18 protein-coding genes, 1 tRNA gene and 4 pseudogenes are annotated in these 23,123 nt (G+C 58.2%); 8 read left to right on the plus strand and 15 right to left on the minus strand.

The window, feature by feature from the left end:
• Positions 1–45: 45 nt before the first annotated feature.
• The 3 genes from N8E89_RS12395 to N8E89_RS12405 form a co-directional block, all read right to left on the minus strand.
• Positions 46–405, minus strand: coding sequence for an SPW repeat protein (locus tag N8E89_RS12395; RefSeq protein WP_106666478.1), 360 nt, complete (start codon positions 403–405; stop codon positions 46–48).
• 208 nt (positions 406–613) lie between these two features.
• Complete coding sequence (locus N8E89_RS12400) at positions 614–748, minus strand: hypothetical protein (protein WP_262260044.1); 135 nt, start codon at positions 746–748, stop codon at positions 614–616.
• A gap of 1 nt (position 749) precedes the next feature.
• The gene (locus N8E89_RS12405; protein WP_262260045.1) at positions 750–2,204 is read right to left on the minus strand and encodes a hypothetical protein; all 1,455 of its coding nucleotides are present in this window, start codon (positions 2,202–2,204) and stop codon (positions 750–752) included.
• Here N8E89_RS12405 and N8E89_RS12410 point away from each other — a divergent pair.
• The gene (locus N8E89_RS12410) at positions 2,199–2,438 is read left to right on the plus strand and encodes a hypothetical protein (RefSeq protein ID WP_262260048.1); all 240 of its coding nucleotides are present in this window, start codon (positions 2,199–2,201) and stop codon (positions 2,436–2,438) included. The two genes, N8E89_RS12405 and N8E89_RS12410, sit on opposite strands and share 6 nt — an antisense overlap.
• A gap of 477 nt (positions 2,439–2,915) precedes the next feature.
• Here N8E89_RS12410 and N8E89_RS12415 read toward each other — a convergent pair.
• Positions 2,916–2,993, minus strand: a tRNA-Pro gene (locus N8E89_RS12415).
• 192 nt (positions 2,994–3,185) lie between these two features.
• Between N8E89_RS12415 and N8E89_RS29320 the strand changes: the two are divergent.
• The 3 genes and pseudogenes from N8E89_RS29320 (at position 3,186) to N8E89_RS12435 (ending at position 6,246) form a co-directional block, all read left to right on the plus strand.
• Positions 3,186–5,436 (plus strand): annotated as a pseudogene (locus tag N8E89_RS29320) (AGE family epimerase/isomerase).
• Between the two features lie 79 nt (positions 5,437–5,515).
• The gene (locus N8E89_RS12430; protein WP_106666481.1) at positions 5,516–5,761 is read left to right on the plus strand and encodes a type II toxin-antitoxin system VapB family antitoxin; all 246 of its coding nucleotides are present in this window, start codon (positions 5,516–5,518) and stop codon (positions 5,759–5,761) included.
• Positions 5,761–6,246, plus strand: coding sequence for a type II toxin-antitoxin system VapC family toxin (locus N8E89_RS12435; protein WP_262260052.1), 486 nt, complete (start codon positions 5,761–5,763; stop codon positions 6,244–6,246). Before N8E89_RS12430 ends, N8E89_RS12435 begins: the two co-directional genes overlap by 1 nt.
• On the opposite strand, the gene betB is transcribed toward N8E89_RS12435, so the two are convergent.
• From betB to betI, 4 genes are all read right to left on the minus strand, one after another.
• Positions 6,210–7,673: a betaine-aldehyde dehydrogenase gene (betB, locus tag N8E89_RS12440; RefSeq protein WP_106666533.1), complete on the minus strand. Its 1,464-nt coding sequence runs from the start codon at positions 7,671–7,673 to the stop codon at positions 6,210–6,212. The two genes, N8E89_RS12435 and betB, sit on opposite strands and share 37 nt — an antisense overlap.
• A 237-nt stretch (positions 7,674–7,910) precedes the next feature.
• A complete protein-coding gene (gene betA, locus N8E89_RS12445) occupies positions 7,911–9,560 on the minus strand; it encodes a choline dehydrogenase (RefSeq protein WP_106666483.1) in 1,650 nt (549 codons plus the stop codon).
• A 14-nt stretch (positions 9,561–9,574) separates the two neighbouring features.
• Positions 9,575–11,098 carry a choline-sulfatase gene (betC, locus tag N8E89_RS12450; RefSeq protein WP_106666484.1) on the minus strand — a complete coding sequence of 508 codons (1,524 nt, stop codon included), beginning with the start codon at positions 11,096–11,098 and terminating at the stop codon, positions 9,575–9,577.
• Positions 11,095–11,688 carry a transcriptional regulator BetI gene (gene betI / locus N8E89_RS12455; protein WP_106666485.1) on the minus strand — a complete coding sequence of 198 codons (594 nt, stop codon included), beginning with the start codon at positions 11,686–11,688 and terminating at the stop codon, positions 11,095–11,097. The genes betC and betI overlap by 4 nt, the downstream gene beginning before the upstream one ends.
• A gap of 154 nt (positions 11,689–11,842) precedes the next feature.
• Between betI and N8E89_RS12460 the strand changes: the two genes are divergently transcribed.
• Positions 11,843–13,009: an acetyl-CoA acetyltransferase gene (locus N8E89_RS12460; RefSeq protein ID WP_106666486.1), complete on the plus strand. Its 1,167-nt coding sequence runs from the start codon at positions 11,843–11,845 to the stop codon at positions 13,007–13,009.
• Between the two features lie 3 nt (positions 13,010–13,012).
• Here N8E89_RS12460 and N8E89_RS12465 read toward each other — a convergent pair.
• Positions 13,013–13,757 (minus strand): annotated as a pseudogene (locus N8E89_RS12465) (DUF3750 domain-containing protein).
• Between the two features lie 92 nt (positions 13,758–13,849).
• Here N8E89_RS12465 and N8E89_RS12470 point away from each other — a divergent pair.
• On the plus strand, positions 13,850–14,872 hold the full coding sequence (locus N8E89_RS12470) for an asparaginase (RefSeq protein ID WP_106666534.1): 1,023 nt from the start codon (positions 13,850–13,852) through the stop codon (positions 14,870–14,872).
• Here the strand turns inward: N8E89_RS12470 and N8E89_RS12475 are convergent.
• On the minus strand, positions 14,865–16,214 hold the full coding sequence (locus N8E89_RS12475) for a TIGR03808 family TAT-translocated repetitive protein (protein WP_106666488.1): 1,350 nt from the start codon (positions 16,212–16,214) through the stop codon (positions 14,865–14,867). The two genes, N8E89_RS12470 and N8E89_RS12475, sit on opposite strands and share 8 nt — an antisense overlap.
• Before the next feature lie 132 nt (positions 16,215–16,346).
• Here N8E89_RS12475 and greA point away from each other — a divergent pair, with 132 nt between their 5' ends.
• Entirely contained in the window at positions 16,347–16,820 is a 474-nt protein-coding gene (gene greA / locus N8E89_RS12480; RefSeq protein ID WP_106666489.1) for a transcription elongation factor GreA, read from the plus strand.
• 54 nt (positions 16,821–16,874) lie between these two features.
• Here greA and N8E89_RS12485 read toward each other — a convergent pair.
• From N8E89_RS12485 to N8E89_RS12505, 5 genes and pseudogenes are all read right to left on the minus strand, one after another.
• Positions 16,875–17,259 (minus strand): annotated as a pseudogene (locus tag N8E89_RS12485) (type II toxin-antitoxin system death-on-curing family toxin).
• Positions 17,256–17,477 (minus strand): AbrB/MazE/SpoVT family DNA-binding domain-containing protein, encoded by a 222-nt coding sequence (locus tag N8E89_RS12490; RefSeq protein ID WP_106666491.1) that lies wholly within the window; start codon positions 17,475–17,477, stop codon positions 17,256–17,258. The pseudogene N8E89_RS12485 and the gene N8E89_RS12490 overlap by 4 nt, the downstream one beginning before the upstream one ends.
• 96 nt (positions 17,478–17,573) lie before the next feature.
• Positions 17,574–18,563: a magnesium transporter CorA family protein gene (locus N8E89_RS12495; RefSeq protein WP_106666492.1), complete on the minus strand. Its 990-nt coding sequence runs from the start codon at positions 18,561–18,563 to the stop codon at positions 17,574–17,576.
• The gene (gene scpA, locus N8E89_RS12500) at positions 18,560–20,698 is read right to left on the minus strand and encodes a methylmalonyl-CoA mutase (protein WP_262260056.1); all 2,139 of its coding nucleotides are present in this window, start codon (positions 20,696–20,698) and stop codon (positions 18,560–18,562) included. Before scpA ends, N8E89_RS12495 begins: the two co-directional genes overlap by 4 nt.
• A 1-nt stretch (position 20,699) precedes the next feature.
• Positions 20,700–22,140: pseudogene (locus N8E89_RS12505) on the minus strand (methylmalonyl-CoA mutase subunit beta).
• Between the two features lie 214 nt (positions 22,141–22,354).
• Between N8E89_RS12505 and N8E89_RS12510 the strand changes: the two are divergent.
• A complete protein-coding gene (locus N8E89_RS12510; protein ID WP_106666495.1) occupies positions 22,355–23,119 on the plus strand; it encodes an SDR family oxidoreductase in 765 nt (254 codons plus the stop codon).
• Positions 23,120–23,123 lie beyond the last annotated feature (4 nt).

Raw genomic sequence — 23,123 nt, forward strand, 5'->3', positions numbered from 1 at the left:
AGCCCGCCGCTTTCCGCGGCGGGCCTTGCAGCAATGGTCCAGAACTCAGGCGTGTGCGTGGGGGTGATGAACGTCCCAGACCGCCCAGGCCGATACGGCGGCGACGAGCAGCCCCAAAACGACGCTAGTCCACATCGCGTTCACATTGGCCGTAAAACCGAGCACCCAAGGGGACGCGACCAGCCAGAGACCAAGGACCAGGTTTGCCCATTCCTCCCATTCGGCGAATGCTGAAATCGCTGCGACCGCCAGAGCACCGAGCGCGATGCCGACGATCCATGCGTTCCAGGTCGGCGTGGTTTCAGCCATAAAGCCGAAGAACCAAGGGGAGATGAACAAGCATACCGCCAGGACCAGATTGGCCCAATCCTGAGGCTTCCTGCCTTCCATCAGAGTGTTTGCCATGACAACCTCCAATTATGAAGCGTAAGCAAAGCACCAATGTTCGCGTGCACTGCACGCTTCAAGATAAAAATAATTGCTGCCGAGGGTCCATTCAAGAGGTTCTGCGTTAGATATTGCGGTGTTTACAATGTCTGACGGCCCAAGGCTTCAACAAATACTGTAGAGGGTGTCAAGGGCGGGCGGCGTTACGCCAACCCGCCCCATCCGGTCATTGGATAAACTGGATTTCGGGTTCTTTCTTCAAATTTGATGGTGGATTGCTGGCGACGAGTGTATGTGCGGCAACGGGCTTGTCTGAATTGTCGATATCCAGCGACCAGACGGTCACATTGCTCCAGGACATGTTATCCAGAATCTCCGGAATGACCCCAATGACTGGCGAAGCGACCGGAACGGCTGTTTTTGCCTTTGACAAAGACAGGGACCTCACCCTCGAGAGGTTTTAGATCGGTATCGGCTTTGAATTTGCCCTTCTCGTCAAGGCAGTTGATGACGCCGTTCTTGTCATAGCTTAGTTTCCTGATTTGCGGATTCGTGCTACCCGCAACCAACCTGCCATCATTGCGGATCGCATATTGTATGGTCGGCGTGGTTTTGAAATTGCTCTCCATCAGCGCCTGACTACACGCAATAAGGAAGTCCAGTTTGAACTTGCTCTTGTCGAGTTCATCCCTGCGGGCGCTCGTCTCTACACTGGCATCCATATGATCCAGACAAATATCAATACCAAAGGGCAGACCGTCTATTATGTCGTTTTCGAATTTTCCCGGGAGCACATTACCCTGCGAGTCAAATGACTGCCCTTTGAATGAACTGGTTTTCTTGATGTATAGTTTCAGGCCTCCTTTGGTCGTGTCACACCATGTTACTTCCATATCGACAGCCGGAACTGTCTTGATTTTTCCAGATGTGCAAGCCGGCCCAACCGCAGGAGGACCCGCCATACCACCAATAGTGGTCAGAGATCGATAGTAATCGAGATCCGATACGACTCGCTTGGGCCAGATCATATAAGCCGGCCGCGGATAGTTTTTGTCGTCCGTTGGCAGGTTGTGGATGCAGACAACGCGATTGGTCGGCTCGTATATGGTGCTGCTGAGGCCTGCTGGCGGATTGCCTGCGAGCTTGGTCTCAGGCATTGCCCTGAGCACCGCGATCGTGCCTGGCAACAGGACAATATGGCCGTATTCTTCGATGGGAAAGAGGGATATCAGTGTTCTGACGTTGCGTGTTACCGTATCGAGGATTAAATCCGCAATCGTTTTCGATCCGTCGTTTTCTAGCGTTTTCACCAGTTCGGTTTCATCCAGGAAATCGCCCCACGGCACGTTCCAGAAGAATTCCGGCGCGGTGAAAAAGCTGACATCGAATTTTCTATCGAGCGGAGGATGCGCTTTAAAGGCCTCCGCCATGGCCCGGTACAAAAGCGCGAACTTGTTGTCCAGCGCACGCTTCAGACAGGTCTCGATCCCTTCAAAGGTTTTGGTTTTGGTTATTTTCTTGTTCTTGTCAGCCGGATCTGTAACCGCATAGGTATACAGAACCGAACCTTGCGTGCCCTCCGACACTTCCTTGCGGCCAAGACCCTGCGAGAACGTATTATACTGAAGACTGTATATCCCGACTTTCCCCGGCCAGGAAGACTGCGGCCGGAAAGACGCAATGACAGGTGCTGGTGCATCGGCCGACGATGCATCAGCAATCGAAGTGGCAGGCGTCGATGTGGCAGGCGTTGATACACCGGGCGAGCGCAGCGTCGCCGGTGTCCGGTTGTCCGCGCTGTGTCTGCTGGGATGCAAGTACGCCTGTCCCCGGGCGCGCTGAACGGCGGCAGTGGTATTCGCAACCCGTCTGGCGCGGGGATGGGCGGCGAAATCTCGGCCGTCGATGCCGGAGGCTCGAATGTCGATGGAGCATCGGCGTCCGAAATTGCATTGTCGCTGTCATTGCAGCCACCCAGCATCGCGAGAAGCGGCGCGGCCGGCAACCAGGCGCATCCCATCAGCAGCTTGCGGCGCGATTGCGAGATCTGATCGGTGTCCGAAGTGGGCGTGCGGCCCGTTCCAAAGTTTTTCTTCATTAAAATACCCCAGAGAAAATTGTTGCAGACGGTTAAAAACAACCCGTCACAACCATGAAAGCAGGTTTCATGCCAAGTGATCTGCCAAGGGCAACCTGACGTCCGCATTGACATGATTGGGGGAAAGTATCGCCAGTGCAGTGCGCATAGGCGGCTGAACCTACTTATATGCAAGCGATTACTGGGAGTTGAATTGGGTTGCACTATGGTCGCGCGGATGGAGGGTGATTAAATCTTGTGCGTAAAACAGTAATTGCACATTTAACAGGCGTACAACATGGCCCCGCTGTTAGCTTTAATGCACGGTCAGGCGACTCAAGGGGTATCGGCCCGATCCTTTCGGCCGAGAAGACGGAAAGCCTGCATTTGAGCGGGTAGAGCACAATCTGTGGGGTAATAGCGGGCTGGCGCACAAAACCCATGAAAACACTGGTCGGAGTGAGAGGATTCTGAACCTCCGACCCCGTCGTCCCGAACGACGTGCGCTACCAGGCTGCGCTACACTCCGAAACCAGTGACGGCCGGTATATAACGTCCGGTTTCCACGCCTGCAAGTCGTTTTCTATGCACTATTTGATTATGCGCGAGAAACACCTTTTGAATCAACCTACTCCCTATTTCCCTCTGTGATCGGCATCCAAATTCCTGTATCGGTTGGCGACACGGGTTACAGTGCGTTGCAAGGGCAGGACCGCAATCAATGACGGCAAAAAAGCAAAAGATCATCAGCTTTGTCATGAGCGGTGGCGTCGGTTCACGGCTTTGGCCCTTGTCCCGTGAGGATTTCCCCAAGCAGTTCCATAATCTTTCCGGACAAGGCTCGATGCTGCTGCGTACCGTCAAGCGCATGGGCGCGCGGGAGGGGGACGTGGCCGTTCCAGTCTATTTGCTGGCATCCGAGCGCCATTCAAACCGCATCAATCAGGATCTCGCCGGCATAGACCTTGCCGGCGGCAGGCCGGTTCTTGAGCCGATGGGCCGTAATACTGCGGCGGCCGTGGTGCTGGCAACGGAGGTAACCTTACGCGAGCACGGCGACGAGCTGGTGCTTGTCGTGCCTTCCGACCATGAGATCACCACCGATCGCGATTTCTGGAACACGGTCGAGGCGGGCGTGGAAGCCGCGCAAGCCGGCCGCATTGTCGTTTTTGGTATTCAGCCCGACCGCCCGGAAACCGGATTTGGCTATATTGAAGTCGGTCCGCAAACCGCGGGCACGCGCGACGTGGTGCGCTTTGTCGAAAAGCCAAACGAAGAGACTGCCAAAGGATATCTCAGAATCCGGGCATTTCCTCTGGAATGCCGGGATTTTCCTCTTCCGCGCCAGCGTGATGCGCGATGCCTTCAAGGCGCATGCGGCGGATATCTGGGATAAGGCCGTTGCAGCGCTTGATCAGGCGAATTCCAATATTTCAGGTACCTACCTGCCACATGACCTTTACGCCGCCGTTCCATCAATTTCGGTTGACTATGCGATTATGGAACATGCTTCGGACATCGCGCTCGTACCCGCGACGTTCCGCTGGAATGATCTCGGTTCCTGGCAATCCCTGCTGGAAGTGGGGTCGGTCGACGGCAATGGGAATGTGATCGTGGGCGACGTCGTTGCGATCGATTGCGAGCACAGCTATCTGCGCAGCGACGGACGGTTGCTTTCGGCGGTCGGTTTGCGCGACACGGCCGTAGTGGCGACATCAGACGCAACATTCGTTGCGCCGGTAAGCGAGAGCCAGAATGTTCGCAAGATCGTCGAACAACTGGAAAAGACCGGCCGGCTTGAAACCAAGTTCACTCCTGCTCAGGATCGCCTGCCGCAGGTGGGCGCCTATGGTAACCGTGTCCGTCATTGGCTGTTCGATGAAACGCTGCCGCTCTGGTCCACCGTCGGCGTGGATGACAAACATGGCGGGTTTCATGAAGCAATGTCCTTCGAGGCAACCCCAATCATCCGCCCCAAACGGATGCGGACCATGGCGCGGCAGATTTATGCTTTTGCCGTCGCTTGTGAAATGGGCTGGCAGGGACCAGGGCACGCGCTGATCGACCATGGCATCGATTTCATCACCGCCAATGGGCGCACGGATCGAGGCGGCTGGGTCAGGACCTTCAATCCGGATGGCAGTGTTCTCGACGCCACGGAAGATGCCTATGACCAGTCCTTCGTGCTGCTTGCCCTGGCGCATGCGCACAAGGCGGGGCACAGCAAGGCGCTGGCGCTGGGCACCGAAACCTTTGCGTTTATCGACGAGTATCTGGCGGATGCACGGTTGACGGGGTTCCTGGAGACTCCCGATGACAAGGGGCTGCGCCGGTCAAACCCGCATATGCACCTCCTGGAAGCCTTCCTCGCCTGGTACTCCGCGACCGGCAATCGCGACTATCTGCAGCGGGCGGCACGCATTGTCGACCTGTTCCGCCATCACATGTTCGATCCGGAAACCTGGACCCTCGGCGAATATTTCAGCAGCGACTGGGAACGCGCACCGGGCGAACAGGGCGAGTGGACCGAGCCCGGCCACCACTTCGAATGGGCTTCCCTGCTGGTGAACTTCGCAGCGGCATCCGGTCAGAAAGACGTCACGCGCTTTGCCCGCAAGCTTTATTCATCGGCTATTGCCAACGGTCTGAACCGGGCCACCGGTCTTGCCTACGGCGCCGTCTCGCGCCACGGCCTGCCGCTTGACACGAATTCCCGCAGCTGGCCGCAGACCGAAGCGGTCAAGGCCGCCATGGCGCTTGACGGGAATGGCGGGCCGGACCTCAAGCCGGAAGTGGAGGCCCGCGTCGGCCGGCTCTTCCGCTGGCATATCGAACCGGCGCCGAAGGGGCTTTGGATCGACCTGATCGATGAGACTGGAAGAGCCAAGGCCGAAGATGTTCCGGCCTCGATCTTCTATCACCTTGTCTGCGCGCTGACGCAGTACGTGGATTATGTAGGTAAAGGGAGATAATCAAAGCTCACCTTGCTTTTACGAGAATATACGCTTATGTATATTCGCATATGCATAAAATGAATATGCGAGGCGCGAAATGTCCCTTTATATCAGAGACGATGAAGTCGATGCTCTCGCCAAGCAGGTGCAGCAGGCGATAGCAGCGCCCACCAAGACAGAAGCTGTGCGGATTGCCTTGCAGCATGAACTTGAAAATGCTCGAAAAAGCATACCGTTGTGGGAACGCATAAAGGCCATTCAGGAGGCGGCGCGGCAAATTGGCCCAGACGATCCCAATTTCGATATGAAGGCGTTTACGGATGAAGGGTGGGATGGTCTGTAATGTTTCTGGATGCATCGGCAATTGTTGCTATCGTTGGGGGTGAACCTGAAGCCAGGCATCTGGCCAACAAGATTGAAATGGCCGTCACCCCCATCTGCTATTCGTCGCTTTCGGTATATGAAGCCATAATGAGTTTTGCACGAAAAAAACGTGGTGAAACGCTTGGGGGTCAATTGCCGATTCCTGCACATCTCATTGATCAATCGCAAGAGCTCATCGAAAGGTTTCTCATCGAAGTTGATGCACAAGAAGTGCCGATTGACATGGCCATGCATCGCGTGGCGATCAAGGCCAGCCGGGATTACGGACGTGCGGTGGCACACCCGGCGCGATTGAATTTCGGCGATTGCTTCGCCTATGCATGCGCCAAGGTCCACAATATCCCGCTGCTATATAAGGGAGATGACTTCCCATTGACGGATATTGAATCGCTTGAAGCCATCAAACCTCAATACGGGCTGTCGACCTTGCCCGTTTCCACATAGACCGACTTGATCTGGCTGTAGTGATAGAGCGCAGCTAAACCGTTCTCGCGGCCGACGCCGGATTGCTTGAAGCCGCCGAACGGCATCTCGACCGGCGCGAGGTTGTAGGTGTTGATCCAGCAGGTGCCGGCCTTGAGCTGGCTGATCACGCGGTGCGCGCGCGACAGGTCCTTCGTGAAAACACCGGCCGACAGGCCGAACTCCGTATCATTGGCGCGGGCGACGACCTCGTCCTCGTCATTGAAATCGAGAACGGCCATGACCGGCCCGAAGATCTCCTCGCGGGCGATGACCATGTTATCGGTCACATTGGTGAAGATCGTCGGCTCGACAAAACAGCCGCCCTCAAACCCCTGCATCTGCGGCACGCCGCCACCGAAATGCAGCGTTGCTCCTTCGGCCTTGCCCTTTTCGATATAGGACACGACCTTGTCGCGCTGGGATGCATTGACCAGCGGTCCGAGATGGATTTCCGGATCAAGCGGATCGCCGAGGCGAATGGCCTTGGTGCGCGTGGTCAGGCGGTCGAGGAACTGGTCCTTGATGCCGCTCTGCACGAAAACGCGCGTGCCATTCGAGCAGACCTGGCCGGTCGAATAGAAATTGCCGAGCAGCGCGCCGCCGACCGCATTTTCCACATCGGCATCGTCGAAGATGATCAAGGGCGACTTGCCGCCCAGCTCCATGGTGGCGTGCTTCATATGCGAGCCGGCCTGTGCCAGCACGCGCTTGCCGGTTGGGACCGATCCGGTCAGCGATACCTTGGCGACCAGCGGGTGATCGACGAGTTGCGAGCCGACATCGCCAAAGCCCTGCAGCACATTGAAAAGGCCGTCTGGCAAGCCCGCTTCCTTGTAGACTTCGGCGAGGGCGAGGGCGGAGAGCGGGGTGTTTTCCGAAGGCTTGAAGATCATGGCATTGCCGGCAGCAAGCGCCGGAGCGGATTTCCAGCCCGCGCCCTGTATAGGGTAGTTCCATGCGCCGATGCCGACGCAGACGCCCAGCGCCTCGCGCCTCGTATAGGCGTAGGAGCCGCCAAGCTCGATCATCTCGCCGTTGAACCCGGCGATGATACCGCCATAAAATTCCAGGGCATCGGCGGCGGAGGCGGGGTCTGCGACCAGCGTTTCCTGAATGGCCTTGCCGGTATCGAGCGTTTCCAGCTCGGCGATTTCGGCATTGCGTGCGCGAAGGATATCGGCGGCACGGCGCAGGATGCGGCCGCGCTCGACTGGCTTGAGCGCTGCCCACGCCGGTTGCGCGGCTGCCGCTGCGTGCACTGCCTGCTCGATCAGAGCGGGCGTGGCACCGAAGAGCCGGGCGATGATCTCGCCGGTCGCCGGGTAGATCACATCAAGCGGCTTGCCTGCCTTGTCCTCGACGAAGCGGCCATTGATGAAATGCGAGGCTGATGGCTGTGCGCGCATGGTGTTCTCCTGAAGTTTGTTCATTTGTATCGTATTTGGCCGCCGCTTATCTCCCCCTTTGTGGGGGAGAAAGGATTTTCTTGAATTTAGCCCTTCGCTAAATTCTTAGAAAATCCCAGAGAGGGGGTAGTCTGTTTGGCAAATCCCCTCTCTTGCGATTTCTAGCACTTAGCAAGGGCTAAGGTGCTGAAATCGCTTTCTCTCCCACAAGGGGAGAGATAACCAGCACCGTTTCACTTATCGATCACTTACCTGCCAGCGCGGATTGATCCAGGGTTCCTGGTTGGAGCGTGGCAGGGGATCGCGGCCAAGGATATGGTCGGAAGCCTTTTCACCGGTCATGATCGACGGCGCGTTGAGATTGCCATTCGTCACCCGCGGGAAGATCGAGCTGTCGGCAACGCGGAGTCCTTCGACACCGATGACGCGGCATTGGGGATCGACCACCGCGGTCCGATCATTCGCCGCACCCATCCTGCAGGTCCCGCAGGGGTGGAAAGCGCTTTCCGCATGTTCGCGCAGGAAGTCATCGATCTCCTCGTCAGTCTGCACATGGCTACCCGGCGAAATCTCGCGGCCGCGATAGGGATCGAGCGCCGCCTGGGCGAAAATCTCGCGCGTCAATCGCACGGCATGGCGGAAATCCACCCAGTCATCGGGATGCGACATGTAATTGAAGAGGATCTTCGGCTTCTCGAAAGGATCGGAAGAGCGGAGCGTGACGCTGCCACGCGATTTCGAACGCATCGGCCCGACATGCGCCTGGAAGCCATGACCCTTCGCCGCCGCCTTGCCATCGTAGCGGATGGCGGCCGGCAGGAAGTGGTACTGGATATCCGGGTAATCGATGCCGGGCTTCGAACGCACGAAAGCGGCGGATTCGAAATGGTTGGTCGCGCCATGGCCGCTCTTGAAGAACAGCCATTCGGCACCGATCAATGCCTTGGAGAAAAGTCCAAGCTTGGAATTCAGCGTGATCGGCTTCAGGCTCTCCTGCTGGATGTAGACCTCCATGTGGTCCTGCAGGTTCTGGCCGACCCCGGGCCGGTCGGCAACGACCGGAATGCCAAGTTCCTTCAGATGCGCGGCGGGGCCAATACCCGACAGCATGAGCAGCTTGGGTGAATTGATGGAGGAGGCAGCGACGATCACTTCACGGCGAGCGCGGATCACTTCCGTCTTGCCGCGCCGGGCAATCTCCACCCCCACGGCGCGTTGATTCTCGATGATCACACGCCGGGCGAAGCCGTTGACGAGATTCACATTTTTACGTTTCAGGGCAGGGCGCAGATAGGCGTTGGCGGTTGACCAGCGGCGCCCCTGATAGATCGTCTGCTCCATGGCGCCGAAGCCCTCCTGCTTCGAGCCGTTGTAATCGTCGGTAACCTCAAATCCGGCTTGCTTTCCCGCGTCGACGAAGGCGTGGAAAAGCGGATTGTCGCGCCGGCCGCGCTGGACATTCAACGGACCGCTCGTTCCGCGCCAGCCGGCTTCGCCGCCGTGCGAATTCTCCATGCGCTTGAAATAGGGCAGCACGTCCGCATAGGACCAGCCCGCCGCGCCGCTTTCCGCCCAATGGTCGAAATCATGCGCGTGACCGCGCACATAGACCATGCCGTTGATCGAGGACGATCCGCCGATTACCTTGCCGCGTGGCGTCACCAGTGTGCGCCCGCCAAGATGCGGTTCCGGCTCAGAGTTGAAGCCCCAGTCATAGGCGCTCATGTTCATCGGGAACGACAAGGCCGCCGGCATCTGGATGAAGGGGCCAATATCTGTGCCGCCAAATTCAATGACGATCACGGAGTACTTGCCGTCCTCCGACAGGCGGTAAGCCATGGCGGAACCGGCCGACCCTGAACCAATGATGACGAAATCTGCTTCCATGGCCGGGCCCTTACTCACTCGCCGCGCGGATAGCGGGCATTCTCTTCCAGGACATTCAAATCCATATGATTGCGCATGTAGCGCTCCGAGGCCTTCTGCAGCGGCTGATAGTCCCAGGGATAGTAGGAGCCGTTGCGCAGCGCCTCATACACAACCCAGCGCCGTGCCTGGCTTTCGCGCACGGCCGCGTCAAACGCCGCCATGTCCCAGCGCTTGCCCGCCCTTGCCTTGAAATCGGCAAGCAGTTTCTCATGCGCGGGATCGCTGGCGAGGTTGGTCAGCTCCCGCGGATCCGATTCAAGATCAAAGAGTTGCGGCGGGTCGATCTCGCAATGCACGAACTTGTATTTGCCGTCCCGCATGCAGACCAGCGGCGCATTCGAGCCTTCCGCTGCATATTCCATCAGGACTGGTCCGGCGCGGTCCTGGCCTTGCATGACGGGCGTGAGGTCTTCACCATCGGTCCACTGCAGGACTTCGGCAATATCGATGCCGCCCAGGGCAGCGAGGGTTGGATTGATGTCGAGCGTCGAAACCGGCTGGCTGATCAATTGTGGCGCGATGCCCTTGCCCGCAATCATCAGCGGTACGCGGACCGAGCCTTCGAAGAAGTTCATCTTGAACCACAGACCGCGCTCACCCAGCATGTCGCCATGGTCTGAGGTGAAGACGATGATCGTGTCTTCCAGCATGCGCGTCGTACGCAACACCTCGAGGATTTCGCCGACCTTGTCGTCGATATATGAGATGTTGGCGAGATAACCCTGCCGTGCTCGCCGCACCTGTTCCGGGGTGATATCGAACTCCCGGTGTTCGCAGGCCTCCATCAGCCGCTGTGAATGCGGGTCCTGTTCCTCGAAGGAAATGCCGCCCACGACCGGATCGAGCGCGGGTGACCCTTCATAGAGGTCCCAGTATTGGCGCCGCGCCACGTAAGGGTCGTGCGGGTGGGTGAAGGACACGGTCAGGCACCAGGGTCGCCGCGACGCATCATCGGACTCCCGCGACAGCTGGTAGAGTTTCTGCCGCGCGTGGAACGCCACTTCGTCATCATATTCCATCTGGTTGGTAATTTCGGCAACGCCAGCGCCGGTGACGGAACCGAGATTGTGGTACCACCAGTCGATGCGCTCGCCCGGCTTGCGATAGTCCGGTGTCCAGCCGAAGTCAGCCGGATAGATGTCGGTCGTCAGGCGCTCTTCGAGACCGTGCAACTGGTCCGGGCCGACGAAATGCATCTTGCCGGAAAGCCCCGTATAGTAGCCAGCCCGGCGCAGATGATGCGCGTAGGTCGGGATGTCGGAAACGAACTCGGCGGCATTGTCATAGACCCGGGTGCGCGACGGCAATTGGCCGGACATGAGGGACGCGCGGGCAGGGGCACAGAGAGGCGAGGCCGTATAGGTGTTGGCAAAGCGGGCCGAACGCTTGGCCAGCGCCTTCAGATGCGGTGCATGGATGAATTCCGCCGGGCCATCCGGGAACAGCGTTCCATTCAGCTGATCAACCATCAGTATGAGGATATTCGGCCTTGTCATTGCGATGCTCCGGCGGCGGCTAGTTTCGTCGTTACATAATCTTCTACGAGCGCTATGGCATTCGCTGCTTCAGGCGCGCCATTGCGCAGCGCATGGCGGATATAGAGCCCGTCAATCATTGCGCCCGCTCCCTCGGCGATCTGCATCGCCGTATCCCGCCTCGTCAGCTGCTGCAGCGCATGCACGAGATTGGAATGCATGCGCCGCGCGTACACGCGTAGCAGGCGGCGCGTATCTTCCGACTTTTGCGCGTGGACGTAGAAAGTCAGCCAGGCGGCAACGGTTTGCGGCGCAAACTGCGAGGCCGAGAAATTGACGGCAATGATCGCCGCGATGCGTGCGGCGGGCGTTGCGGCGGTTTGCAAGGCTGACAGCAGGTCGCGGCCGAGTTCCTTCAAAAGATGTCGCATAGTGGCGAGGATCAGCTGTTCCTTGCCGCCAAAGTAATGATGCGCGAGGGCAGGCGAAACGCCGGCCTCATGGGCAATCTCGGCGACCGTCACATCAAGCGAGCCGCGCTGGCCGATGGTGCGGATAGCAGCATCGATCAACTCCCGCTTGCGCAGTGGTTCCATTCCGACTTTGGGCATGTTGAGAAACCTCGTTTGATCGGCATATTATTATTGATTGACTGATCAATCAATAAAAATCGAAGAGCTATTTCGTCGCGATATTGCGGGCTTTACCTTGAATGGCTGGCGGTTCATGGTTAGGTCAAAGACAAGACATTTGTGGAGGAAAGAGATGACAGCCTGTATCGTTGGATGGTCGCATCTGCCGTTCGGAAAACTCGAAGGCGAAACTGTCGAAAGCCTGATCGTCAAGGCCGCCCTTGGAGCGCTGGACCATGCTGGCATTGGCCCTGAAGACGTTGACGAGATCGTGCTTGGTCATTTCAATGCCGGGTTCTCGCCGCAGGATTTCACTGCCAGCCTTGTGCTTCAGGCAAGTGATGCGTTCCGCTTCAAGCCGGCGACGCGTGTTGAAAACGCGTGCGCGACCGGCTCGGCAGCCGTGCATCAGGGCATCAAGACCATTCGCGCCGGTGCTGCGAAAGTTGTGCTTGTCGTCGGCGTCGAGAAAATGACATCGACGCCCGGTCCGGAAATCGGCAAGAATCTCTTGAAGGCGTCCTACCTGCCGGAAGAGGGCGACATCCCTGCCGGATTTGCCGGAGTGTTCGGCCAGATCGCCGCCGCCTATTTCCAGAAGTATGGCGATCAGTCGGATGCGCTGGCAATGATTGCCGCCAAGAACCACAAGAATGGCGTGGGCAATCCCTATGCGCAGATGCGCAAGGATCTGGGTTACGAATTCTGCCGCCAGGAAAGCGAGAAGAACCCCTTCGTCGCCGGACCATTGAAACGCACGGACTGCTCGCTGGTATCCGATGGCGCCGCCGCGCTGGTGCTGACCGACACACAGACGGCGCTGAAGATGAAGCGAGCAGTGGCATTTCGCGCCGCGCAGCACGTTCAGGATTTCCTGCCAATCTCCAAGCGCGATATCCTGGCTTTCGAAGGTTGCGCCGAGGGCTGGAAGCGCGCGCTGAATCAGGCGGGCGTGACTATCGACGACCTTTCATTCGTCGAGACCCATGACTGCTTCACCATTGCCGAACTGATCGAGTATGAGGCGATGGGGCTGGCGAAACCGGGTGAGGGCGCCAAGATTGCAATGGAAGGCCAGACCGCCATGGGCGGCCGCCTGCCGGTCAACCCTTCCGGTGGCCTCAAGGCCAAGGGGCATCCGATCGGCGCCAGCGGCGTATCCATGCACGTGCTGTCGTCGATGCAACTGACAGGCGAAGCCGGCGGCATTCAAGTCCCCGATGCAAGACTTGCGGGCATCTTCAACATGGGCGGCGCAGCGGTTGCGAACTACGTGTCGGTGCTTGAGCGGATCAAGTAGGCGCTACCGCCAAATGCCGATCCTGCCGAATCCGGGCACTTTAAGTCCCGGATTCAGAATATCAAACCCGGCAACCAAGCCCATGAAATTAATTTCGAGATCCGCTGCGTGCGCCAGCGGCAAAGCCGATATAGCCGAAGAGCGTCGCACGGAAATTCCGCCAGTCATCATCGATGGCAAACAGCCTGCCATCGGTCGGGAAATCACGGCCAACCGCGTTGGATGGCAATACGACGCCGATTTCCGGAACCGAGCGCAGGACGTGTGCGACGAAACTGTTTGAGTTCGGGCCCGGCCATAGCACGTAGCTACCGGGCCTCGCATAGGGGTATTGCCTGATGGCAGCTTCGATCTTCGGGATCAGCCCTCGCGCCCCGGTGCCATGGATCTCATGCACGATGGAAGGTGTATTGGAGTACCATCGCCCATCGGCATCGTAAGCGTTCTTGCGCACCGGCGTACCCCAGCCGACGACGTCATAACGGTCGTAGCTGATTGTTCCGGGACGTTTTACCACCAGCCAGGAATGCAACGAAAGTGCCCCCTTCAAGCCGCCTGTACGGGCGGCCAGAATATAGATTGACGCGTCGCTGGCCTCCAGCCTGGAAGGTAACACGCCGCTGGAGCTCCAATCGGCTGCACGCCAGTTGTCAGCATGATGCTGGGTCATCCACCATCCGGCCGCAGCCAGCGAAGGGACAATGAAGAGCACGAGGATTGCCAGCGCCAGCCGGGTCAACAAACTGATCAAGAAGTTTCTCCATTGGAAAGGCAGGCAGACCATCCTATAAGAGCAGCAATTCCGGCTGATTTCAGCCAAATTCGTGGGAAAAGTTGGGTATCATGAGCAATCCGGTTCTGGTTGAAGTTTTTAGAGGCGAGACGGTCGAAAGCCGTCATCGCGGTTCGGTGATTGTAACGGACGGCGACGGCAAGATCGTCTTCTCGCTCGGCGATATTGAACGCCCGACCTTTCCGCGTTCGGCGATCAAGGCCATCCAGGCGCTGCCGCTGGTCGAAAGCGGCGCGGCGGATGCCTATGGCTTCGGCAATGAGGAACTGGCCATGGCCTGCGCTTCGCACTCAGGCGAGCCCGAGCATGTGCGCAAGGCCGCCGACATGCTGGGCCGTGCCGGCCTCGATGTTTCAGCGCTCGAATGCGGGGCGCACTGGCCATACCAGCAGCCGGTTCTCATAGCGCTTGCACAAAGCGGCGAGACACCGACAGCGCTGCACAATAACTGCTCCGGCAAGCATGCGGGCTTTCTGTGCACGTGCCGGCATCTCGGCATTGAAACGCGGGGCTATTCGGCACTCGGTTCGCCCGAGCAGGATATGGTACGCGATGCGATGGAAGCGGTGACGGGTGCCGCCCATACGCTGGATCATTGTGGCACCGACGGCTGTTCCATTCCGACATATGCCATTCCGCTGAGAAACCTGGCACACGGCTTTGCTCGCATGGCGACTGGTTCCGGGCTCGAGCCCATACGCGCCGCGGCGGCGCGGCGGTTGCTGGATGCCACGATGGCGGCGCCGTTCTATGTGGCAGGCACGCACCGGGCCTGCACGGAACTGATGGAGATGGCGCCGGGGCGGATATTCGTGAAGACGGGGGCGGAAGGCGTTTTTGTCGGGGCGCTGCCGGAACTCGGGCTGGGCATCGCCGTCAAATGCGATGATGGCACGGCACGTGCGTCCGAGGCGATCATTGCGACAGTTCTGGCGCGTATTTTCCGCAACGAGCCGGAGCTGGAATCGAAACTTGACCGGTTTGCCGATCGTGAGATGCGCAACTGGAATGGCATTACCTACGGTGTGATCAGTCCGGCAGAGACGCTGACCGACGCGGACATCAACTGACAACATTCCGCTCAAGGATCAAATTGGGGTAGTCGGACGCGCCTTTCCGGGTCAGATCCTTGACGGTGATATCGGCCCAACTGTGACCGACAATGCCGCCATTCTTGGCGTCTTGGATGATGTTGTCGCTTATGATGGCAGAGCCAGCGCCTTTGACGACGCTGACATATATCCCTTCGCCCGATGCGCGAACAATATTACCGGTGGCGATGACATTGCGCATATAGGTGCCCCAGCCAAGCTGAATGCCATAAAGCGGTGCGCTTTCAATAACGTTGCCTGTGACCGATATATCTGCCTCGACGGCGATGCCGATACCGAAGGTACCCGGATAGGGTCCCCTGGTTGAGAGATTTCTGACGACATTGCCGCTGCACGTACCCATGCGGCCGCCGCTGTCGAAATTGACCATGGATATGCCATTGCTGGCGCCATCGACCAAATTGTTCGCGATCACCGCGCCTTCAAACGCAAATTCGGAATAGATGGCGGTTTCGCCGCTTGCTGTGCAATTGTTGCCGGTGATCTGCAGATTGCTTGCACTGTTGCCGCGGATCGCCGTGAAGGCGCTATCGTTGATGACATTGTTGGACACGATGACATTGTCGGCCCGGAAGACATTGATCGCATTGCCGTTCTGACCCGTACCACCAGCATCCGCCCGGATCTTTTCAACACGGTTTCCCACTATGATCGTACTGTCGCGGCCTTGCTCATAGCGCTGAACGAGAATGCCGCCATTGCCGCAATCACTGATTTCATTTTGCGTGATCCGCAGCCCCGTCGAATCCGCCGCAAAGATAGCGGCGTCGGTGGCGCCGGAAATACGCGTCCGCTCTATCCTTCCACCGCATTTGAAAAGGTCCACGGCATTTTTTCGTGCCCCGATGATCTGGCAGTCGTCAAGCACGAGATAGCCGACATTGCTGAGCTCAACGAGTCCGCGCACGCTCTCACTCAACCACCTGTCGTCACCATCGATAAGCAAACCGCTGAGTTGAACATGATCGGCGCCATTCGCGCTTATCAAGCCATTCCTGCCGCCGAAAACGATACGTGATTTTCCTGACATACCAGCGAGATTGACATAGGCCGGAAACTGGAGGCCGGATGCGATATAAGTCCCCGGCGGAAGGAAAATCTGCTCGCCCGCAGCACTTGCCTTGGTCAGCAGTGCATTGAACTTGGCGGTCTGATCGTCCGGCGATCCGGGCTGCAGGCCGAACTCAACAGCATTTATCATCCCCGTTGCCGCTGCCATTTGCGCCTGCGCGAAACGAGGTAGGGTGCTTCCGCTGGCGAGCCCGGCCAGACCTGCAAGGACAAGACGTCGGTTTATCATTTGATTTATCCGGGATTGCACGAGGGGCAGGCTGGCTGGGTCGGGACCTCTAGTATGCATATTAATACGTACTAGTCCCTAGACCGAAGGATTACACTTGCTGTTGGGGCTAGCAAGACCTACCTTGGACTCATGAGCGGCGCATTTACCAAGCAAGATGACAGCAATTCCTCGATTGACCTCGGGGAACGACCGGTCAGTCCGCATCGTAATCTGGTCACCGAGCATGGACTTGCACTGATCGACGCCGAGATAGCCGCACTGCATGAGGCTTTGGCCAAGGGCAATGCCGAGGCCGATCGCGAGCTGATTGCCCGCGCCTCGCGCGATTTACGCTACTGGACCGCACGGCGGGAAACAGCGGAAATCTCACACCCGGATCCGCACAGCGACGTGGTGCGGTTTGGCATGAGCGTGACGATCACCGACGGCAATGGCAAGACGCAGACCTGGGCAATCGTCGGCGAGGATGAAGTGGATGCCAGTCATGGCAAGATTTCACATGTTTCACCCATGGCGAAGATGATGTTCGGCAAGGCCGTTGGCGATACGTTCGAGCTCAACGATCACGAGTGGGAAATTACTGCGATCAACGCTGCACCTTGAGGTTGAATCCCTCTGGGAGCGCCTGCGCGTAACCGATTCAAATCACAGAATTTTTCAGATCAGTTCGATGTGATCGCGGAAAAATGCCGCCGCACCTGTCTCGTCGATTTCGCCCGAAGCAACGCTCATGACAAACGAGTAGAGTGTGCCATGGTCAGCAGTTGGCATGTAACCGTTGACAACGAGGAAGGCGAGTGCTGAAGCAAGCGCCGCACGCTTGTTTCCATCAACAAAGGGGTGATTTCGTGCAAGCCCGAACATGTAGGCTCCGGCCAGTTCGGCTATATCCGGGTCGCCATAATGAGATTTGTTTTCGGCACGCGCCAATGCCGATCTCGAGGGCATTTTCATCCCTCAAGCCGTGAGCACCACCATGGCGATGCAATTGTTCCGCGTGCATTGCTTCTACGGATAAGCGGGAAAGAAATTCCCAACTCATTCAGCGAGCTTTTGAAAAACGGTTTTGTACTTGTCCATCATACTGCGTGCCGCTTTCATCTGACGTTCGAAAGAATCGTCAGTCGGCTTCAGCGTGAACCCGTCGGCGGTGTCGATCACTTCAAGCTGATCGCCTGCTTTCAGATTGTGCCGGTCAAGCACATCCTTGGGCAGGATGACACCTTCCGAATTGCCGATCTTGCGTAGTGTTACCTTCATGGCCGTAACTCCAAAGTTATAACGAGGCTTATAACATTAGCGTCAGGCGCTAATCAAGCAAAGAATTAGCGGGAGTATTTACGATAGGGCCGCTTCTTACAACCAGCCCTTTCTGCGGAAGATCAGCAGCGGGATAACTGCCGAAGCGATCATCAGGCCGATTGCCATCGGGTAGCCCCAGACCTCGTCGAGTTCGGGCATGAAATGGAAGTTCATGCCGTAGATCGATGCAACCAGCGTTGGCGGCATGAAGGCAACGGCCGCAACCGAGAAGATCTTGATGATCGCGTTCTGCTCGATCGAGATCAGGCCGACCACCGTGTCCAGCAGGAACGTGACCTTGTTGGACAGGAAGTCGACATAGGTGCTGAGCGACTGCGTATCGCGCTCCAGCGACTTGATCCAGGCCCGTGCGTCTTTCTTGACGTTCTCGTCGGGAATAGCTGCCGTATAGACGAGCAGGCGACTGACTCCGGCGATACTTTCACGAATCTTGGACAGAAAAGCCCCCTGGATACCGATGTTGTTGAGGCTGTCCCTGAAATTCTTCGTGGTCATCGGCTTGTCGTTCTCGGACCGCCGGAAGATCGCATGGGAATTCACATCGATGTCACCGGCAACGCCCTCAAGAATATCGGCGATGCGATCGGTCACGGCTTCGACAAGGCCAAGCAGGATGGTGATCCCGCTGCACTTGGGTGAAATCAGCCCGTTTCCCGGCTTGGTCGCGCGGCCGATGAACAGGCTGAACGCCTTTGGTTCAGTATAGCGGACGGTTACAAGCCGCTTTCCTATAAGAATGAACGATACCGGCGCGATGCCGTGATGTTTCATTTCAGTGGAATGCAGGATCGAAGCTGTCAGGTATTGCGCGCCGTTCTCCGCATAAAAGCGGCTCGATTCCTCGATCTCGATCATGTCCTCGTGGGTTGGTATGGCGGCGTTGGTCCACGCTTCGGTCTGGACGTCTTCCTCATGCGTCGGATTGATCAGATCGATCCAGACCGCATTCGGCGGCAGCTCCGCGCCGGCCAAGGCGGCGCTTGGCATCAGGAAATCGTCTTCCAGGGTGTAGACATAAATCATTTCAAAGCGAGATCCAGCAAAGTATCGATCAGTTTCTCGGCTGCCTCGCCAATGACTGTGCCAGGCGGGAAGATCGCAGTGGCGCCTGCCTTGAGAACTGCGTCGAAATCCTGGGGCGGGATCACACCGCCAACGATGATGAGAATATCGTCGCGCTCCCGCCGCTTCAGCGCTTCCTTCAGTTCCGGCACGAGCGTCAGATGACCCGCCGCCAGCGAAGAGACACCGACTATGCGCACATTACTGTCGGCAGCAAGTTCCGCGACTTCGTCGGGCGTCTGGAACATGGCACCGACTATGACTTCAAAACCGAGGTCGCCAAAGGCGGTGGCGATGACCTTCTGACCGCGATCATGTCCGTCCTGGCCCATCTTGGCGACGAGTATGCGTGGTTTTTCTCCGGTGCGCTTTTCAAAAGCCGCCGCCTTGGCCTGCACGCGGTCGATAACCTCGCTCTTTCCAACCTCCTTGCGATAGACTCCCGAAATCGTGTGGATCTCGGCAACGTGACGCCCATAGGCCTTTTCCAGCGCCAGCGAGATTTCGCCGACCGTTGCCCGTGCCCGCGCCGCGCGAATAGCGAAGTCGAGCAGGTTGCCGGTTCCTGTCTTCGCTGCCGTGGTCAGTGCTGAAAGCGCCGTATCGACGGCGGCGACATCGCGCGTGCCTTTCAGCTGCTGCAGCTTGGAAAGCTGGCGGGCTCGCACCTCGGCATTGTCGACCTTCAGCACATCGACTTCCATGTCCTCAGCCGGGCGGAAGGAATTGACGCCGATGACCGGTTGCTGGCCGCTGTCGATGCGGGCTTGCGTGCGGGCTGCCGCCGCCTCGATGCGCATCTTCGGGATGCCCTGTTCGATGGCCTTGGCCATGCCTCCCAGCGCTTCTATCTCCTCGATATGGGAGAGGGCGCGTGCCGCAAGATCGTGGGTCAGGCGCTCGACATAGGCCGAACCGCCCCACGGGTCGATGATGCGCGTCGTGCCGGATTCCTTTTGCAGGACCAGCTGCGTGTTGCGGGCGATGCGCGCCGAATGATCGGTCGGCAGCGCCAGCGCCTCGTCGAAGGAGTTGGTGTGCAGTGACTGGGTATGGCCCTGCGTCGACGCCATGGCCTCGATCATGGTGCGCATGACGTTGTTGTATGGGTCTTGTGCTGTGAGCGACCAGCCCGACGTTTGCGAATGGGTGCGCAGCGAAAGCGAACGCTCATCCTTCGGATTGAAGTTCTTTTTCATCAGGGCCGCCCAGAGCAGACGCGCCGCGCGCAGCTTGGCGACTTCCATGAAGAAATTCATGCCGATTGCCCAGAAGAAGGAGAGGCGCGGCGCAAATGTGTCGATGTCCTGACCGGCAGCCACACCGGCCCGCGCATATTCAATGCCGTCGGCGATGGTGTAGGCAAGCTCGAGATCAGCCGTCGCACCTGCCTCCTGCATATGGTAACCGGAAATCGAAATCGAATTGAATTTCGGCATGTTTTCTGACGTGTAGGAAAAGATGTCCGAGACGATGCGCATAGAGGGCTGCGGCGGGTAGATATAGGTGTTGCGCACCATGAACTCTTTCAGAATATCATTCTGAATGGTGCCTGCGAGGTGCTTTTGGGCAACGCCCTGTTCTTCCGCTGCAACGATATAGAGCGCGAGAATAGGCAGCACGGCGCCATTCATGGTCATTGATACGGTCATCTCCCCGAGAGGGATACCGTCGAACAATTGCTGCATATCCAGAATGGAATCGATGGCGACACCCGCCATGCCGACGTCGCCGGCTACGCGCGGATGGTCGCTGTCATATCCGCGATGCGTGGCAAGATCGAACGCCACCGACAGGCCTTTCTGGCCCCCGCCAAGATTGCGGCGATAGAAGGCGTTGGATTCCTCGGCCGTCGAAAATCCGGCATATTGCCGGACCGTCCACGGCTGCTGCACATACATGGTGGGGTAGGGCCCGCGGATGAAAGGCGCGGCGCCTGGAAATGTGTCGAGGTGCTGCAGGCCCCGAAGCGCTGCCTCGCCATAGGCGCGCTTGACCTTGATGCCTTCTGGCGTCTTCCAAATGGCGGCCACGGGCTTGGGAGCCAGCGTCTTTGGCTCTTGCCAATCGAGCTTGGTGAAATCCGGAATTCTCATTTTATTCAGAGGCCTGCAATGTTTCGTCGATGCGCGGAAAGGTTAGCGGTTCGCAATGAACCACGCCGTCGGTCGGCAAGGGCATGTGCGGTGCATCGAGCACGGTGACCGGCCGCTCCTGTTTTGCCGGAAAGAGTGTGGTGCCGATCACCGCCCGTTTACCGGAATTGTATTCTTTCGTGCGCGCATGCCGGGCTTCGACGATGCGCCCTTGAAACTTGCCATCGACCAGGCTCTGCAAAATGCCGCCATCGCGCTCAAGCGCCTGAAACTCTTTCCATGCAGCCTCGCAAAGCTTTTCCGTCAGGCTTTCGACCGCCCCCGAGCCACAGGCCGGATCTGCCACGAACGCCAGATTGCTTTCGTCGGCCAGGACGAGCTGGGTGTTGCGGGCGAGGCGCCGCGCAAACGCGTCCGGCAACCCATGAGCAACCGTATGCGGCAGGATCGCAATCGAATCCGCCCCGCCGACGGCCGCGGCAAAGGCCGCAATCGTCGTGCGCAATATATTTGTCTCTGGATCCAGCTTCGTCATCATCCGGTAGGAAGTTTCCGCATGGATGGTCGCACGCGAAGGGCGGGCGCCGCATGCCTCCTGTAATCTGGCCCATAGCCGCCGCAATGCCCGGACTTTGGCGATGGAAAGGAACTGATCCTGATCGACTGCAAGTGCGAACCCGATGTGCGGGGCAGCATAGACGATAGGCTGGCGCGCCTCTTCAAAAAGGCGGAAGTGACCGGCGGCGATGGACAGCACTGCGCCAAGTTCTTGCGCCTCGGTCGCGCCGGCATTGTGATAGACACGGCCATCCGCCTCGAGCACGATGCCCGGCAGATCGGATGAGAAAAAGCCCGAAAGCGATTGCGGCAGCGAGGCTTTGAGCGCCGCAAGGGTCATGCGCAGGCGTCCGGTTCCCGCGAGAGTGGCGGCGGGATCGATGCCCAACGAGAAGCTGAGCGTCTTTGGATTGACATCGCGTGGCCGCATGTAGTCGACGAACCAGTCGGCACAAGCGCGGCTCTTCGGATGCACATCCATTCGCAAATGGATCATGTCGAGGTGCACGCCATAAAGCACCTTGTCGACAGCCTCGCGTGTCGAGGGCAAGCCGTAGCCGAAGGCGTTGGGCGCCCCTTCAAACACCAGCGCGATGCCGGTGGCGCCGTTTTCGAGGTCTTCCAGCAGCTGCCTGTTGGCTCGAACCGGATCCGGATCGTCGATCTCGCTGGACGATATGCCAAGGCTGCGACGGATTCTTTCGCGGTGTCAGTTGCGGTTTGCGGCAGCGCTCATAGAGCGGCTCTATGGCGATATCGTCATCAGATCTGGAAATCAGGGTTTTGTCGAAATCCGCGCCTTTAAGGGCTTTTTGCGCAAGTTTGACCCAAGCCTCCCGGTCAATCGCCGCAAATTCAGTTTCCTTGAGCAGTGACGCGTCCATGCTTTCTCCCCGTCGCCGTATTTTTGCGCCCGACTTTAGGGGGAGTCATGCTGCTTCGCAACAAAGCAAAAGTGCCGCTGGCGCAACATATTGAAAACGTGGGCGTTTCTGCGAGGTCTATCGTCAGCGATTCTGAGAGTGCAGGTTTCGGGTGGCCGGGCCCAATGAGGTGTGAAATTTCTGTTGTCGAACGGGAACCTGAAAGGCTAAGAAAATGGACATCCTCAAGGAAAAGACCGCGATCGTCACTGGAGCGAGTTCGGGCATTGGCTACGAAACGGCACGGCTTTTTGCCAGCGAAGGCGCAAATGTGATTGTCGGCGCACGGCGTCAAAGCGAGCTCGAAAAACTGGTGACGCTGATTGAGTCAGATGGCGGGAAAGCAGCGGCACTGGCTGGCGATGTCAGGGACGAGGCCTATGCCAAATCGCTGGTGGAACTGGCGGAGAGCCGGTTTGGCGGCCTTGATATCGCCTTCAACAATGCCGGTGCCAATGGCGAAATGGGACCAACATCGGGGGTCTCGATCGAAGGCTGGCGCGAGGCTCTGGACGTCAATCTGACCGGCGCTTTCCTTGGTGCGAAGTATCAGATACCGGCGATGCAAAGGCGAGGTGGCGGATCGCTGATCTTTACCTCGACTTTTGTTGGCCATACGGTGGGAATGCCGGGCACAGCCGCCTATGCCGCGAGCAAGGCGGGAGTGATCGGACTGATGAAGACACTTGCCGCCGAGCTCGGCCCGCAAGGCATCAGAGTCAATGCCATCTTGCCCGGCGGCACAGCGACGGCCATGGCGGAAGCCTGGGTCGATACGCCCGAAAAGCTCGCCTTTGTCGAGGGATTGCATGCACTTAAGCGGCGTGCGGCCCCTGAGGAGATCGCACGCTCGGTGCTCTATCTTGCTTCCGATGCAGCAAGCTTCACGACCGGATCTGCCATGCTGGTCGATGGCGGCGTCTCGATCAACCGGACTTGAAATG

It is taken from the genome of Phyllobacterium sp. A18/5-2, from assembly GCF_025452215.1.
GTDB lineage: Bacteria > Pseudomonadota > Alphaproteobacteria > Rhizobiales > Rhizobiaceae > Phyllobacterium > Phyllobacterium sophorae.